Consider the following 2,602-nt stretch of genomic DNA (forward strand, 5'->3'; position numbering starts at 1 on the left):
TGCTGCTGCTGGTAGTCCTGGCCGGCGGCGGGCCCCCGGAGTCTCCGGGCGGGGCGGGCCGTCCTACTCGACCGGCGCCTTCTCGCGCAGCACCTCGACGAAGGCGCGCATCCAGGCCGGGTGGTCGGGCCAGGCGCGGGCCGAGACCACGACGCCGTCGACCACGGCCTCGCCGTCGACGAAGTCGGCGCCGCCCGCCTCGACGTCCGGCTCCAGCGCCGGGTAGGCGGCCGTGGTGCGGCCGTTGAGGGTGCCGCCGACCAGGGTGATCAGCGGGCCGTGGCAGATCTGCGCGACCGGCTTGTCCTCCTGGAAGAAGTGCGCGGCGATGCGCTGCACGTCGGCGTTGTTGCGGAGGTACTCGGGGGCGCGGCCGCCGGGGATCACCAGGGCCACGTAGTCGGCCGGGTCGACGTCGGCGACGGCGACGTCGGCGGGCCAGGTGTAGCCGGGCTTCTCGGTGTAGGTGTCGAAGCCGTCCACGAAGTCGTGCACCACGAACTGCAGCGTCTTCTTGGCGGGCGCGGCGATGTGCACCTCGTACCCCTCCTCGCGCAGCCGCTGGTAGGGGTAGAACACCTCCAGCGACTCCGCCGCGTCACCGGTGACGATCAGGATCTTGGCTGCCATGTCCGGCGGTACCGCCCTTCATCCGCCCACCCTGTGTGAGCCCCGACACACACTGCCGCCTGACGGTCCGTCGGGCAATGCGGCGCGCGAGGCACGGACGGCACGCGCCCGGTGCGCCGGTGTGCGCCCCCTGCGCGCCCCATCGCCGGCCGGCGTCCGCCCGGCCGGACGGACGCGCTCCGCGAGCGACCGGTCACCGCAGGGCCTAGCGTGCAGATGAGTCGCGTCCCCTGCCGGGAGGTAGCCATGCAGTGCTCGCAGATCGTGCGCTCCAGCACCGTCGCCAACCTGCGCGACCTCGGTGGCATCGCGCTGCCCGGCGGCCGGGTCCGCCCGGGCCTGGCGTTCCGCTCCGGCGGCCTCGACCGCCTGGACCTCACCTGCGACCCGGCCTTCGCCGCCCTCGGCGTGCGGACCGTCGTGGACCTGCGCACCGAGCGGGAGCGCACCGCCCGCCCCGACCGGGTGCCCGGCGGGGCGCACCTGCTGGTCGCCGACGTGATGGCCGACCCGGCGGGCACCGGCACCGCCGCCCGGCTGGCCCTCGCCTTCGCCGACCCTGCGCTCGCCAACCGGGAGTTCCGCGGCGGCCGGGCCGCCCGGGCGCTGGCCGCGGACTACCGCTCCTTCGTGACGGCCGAGTCCGCCCGGCAGTCGTACCGCCAGCTGCTGACCGCGCTCGCGCACCGGGACGGCGGTCCGGTGCTGTTCCACTGCACCGCGGGCAAGGACCGCACCGGCTGGGGGGCGGCGCTCGTCCTGCTGCTGCTCGGCGCGGACGACCGGACGGTCACCGACGAGTACCTGTCGGTCGGTGTCGCGGTGCAGGCCGCGTTCGCACCGGTGATCGCGGAGTTCACCGCCGCGGGCGGCGACCCGGAGATCGCCGACGCGGTGTTCGGCGCGCACCCCGCGTACCTGGAGGCGGCCCGGCAGGCGGTCGAGGACGGCTGGGGCGACGTCGAGAGCTACGCCCGCGCCGGGCTCGGCATCAAGGACGAGACCCTCGGCCACCTGCGGGAGCGGCTCACCGCCTGAACGCGCGGCGCCGCCGTCAGGCGGCCGTCCAGGCGAGCAGTTCCTCGACCGGGAGGGTGTTGACGATCCGCTCCGGCTCCAGCCCCGCGTCGGCGGCGCGGGCGCAGCCGTACTGCTGCCAGTCGAGCTGGCCGGGGGCGTGCGCGTCGCTGTCGATCGCGAAGACGCAACCGGTGTCGATCGCGAGGCGCAGCAGCCGGGTCGGCGGGTCGCGGCGGTCGGGGCGGCAGTTGATCTCGACGGCGGTGCCGGACTCGGCGCAGGCCGCGAAGACCGCCTCGGCGTCGAACTGCGACTCGGGGCGGGTGCGGCCGCCGACCAGCCGGCCGGTGCAGTGGCCCAGGACGTCGACCAGCGGGTTGCGGACGGCGGCGAGCAGGCGGCGGGTCATCGGGGCGCGCTCCATCCGCAGTCTGGAGTGGACGGAGGCGACGACCAGGTCGAGTTCGGCCAGCAGGTCCTCGTCCTGGTCCAGTGAGCCGTCGTCGAGGATGTCGCACTCGATGCCGGTGAGCAGCCGGAAGGGCGCGAGCTCGCGGTTGAGGGCGGCGACCACCTCCAGTTGCTCGCGCAGCCGTTCGACGCTGAGGCCGCGGGCGACGGTCAGCCGGGGCGAGTGGTCGGTGAGGACGGCCCAGGCGTGGCCGAGGTCGCGGGCGGTGCGGGCCATCGCCTCGATCGGGCTGCCGCCGTCGGACCAGTCGGAGTGCAGGTGGCAGTCGCCCTTGAGGGCGGCCCGCAGTGCGTCGGCGCCCTCGGCGAGCGGCCCGGCGCTCTCCTCCAGTTCGGCGAGGTAGCCGGGGACGCGTCCGGCCGAGGCCTCGGCGATCACCTGGGCGGTCTTCGGGCCGACGCCGGGCAGCCGGGCGGCCCGGGCGACGTCGACCGGCCCGGCGGGCAGCCTGCGGGCGGCCTCGGCCGCGGTGCGGAAGGC

Annotated in this window: 3 protein-coding genes; 1 reads left to right on the forward strand and 2 read right to left on the reverse strand. The window is 75.8% G+C overall.

Annotation, left to right across the window (positions count from 1 at the left end):
• Positions 1-63: 63 nt before the first annotated feature.
• Positions 64-630 (reverse strand): DJ-1/PfpI family protein, encoded by a 567-nt coding sequence (locus tag ABZ641_RS32495; RefSeq protein ID WP_344624294.1) that lies wholly within the window; start codon positions 628-630, stop codon positions 64-66.
• Between the two features lie 246 nt (positions 631-876).
• Between ABZ641_RS32495 and ABZ641_RS32500 the strand changes: the two genes are divergently transcribed.
• Positions 877-1,668 carry a tyrosine-protein phosphatase gene (locus tag ABZ641_RS32500; RefSeq protein ID WP_344624295.1) on the forward strand — a complete coding sequence of 264 codons (792 nt, stop codon included), beginning with the start codon at positions 877-879 and terminating at the stop codon, positions 1,666-1,668.
• 16 nt (positions 1,669-1,684) lie between these two features.
• On the opposite strand, the gene ABZ641_RS32505 is transcribed toward ABZ641_RS32500, so the two are convergent.
• The coding region (locus ABZ641_RS32505) for a PHP domain-containing protein (protein ID WP_359987664.1) at positions 1,685-2,602 on the reverse strand (918 nt) is incomplete at its 5' end.

The sequence above is a fragment of the Kitasatospora sp. NPDC007106 genome (assembly GCF_040634455.1).
Classification (GTDB): Bacteria; Actinomycetota; Actinomycetes; order Streptomycetales; family Streptomycetaceae; genus Kitasatospora; species Kitasatospora arboriphila.

Coding starts and splice junctions, on each gene's coding strand:
- ABZ641_RS32495 (WP_344624294.1), bottom strand. CDS start 630: ATGGCAGCCAAGATCCTGATCGTCACCGGTGACGCGGCGGAGTCGCTG.
- ABZ641_RS32500 (WP_344624295.1), top strand. CDS start 877: ATGCAGTGCTCGCAGATCGTGCGCTCCAGCACCGTCGCCAACCTGCGC.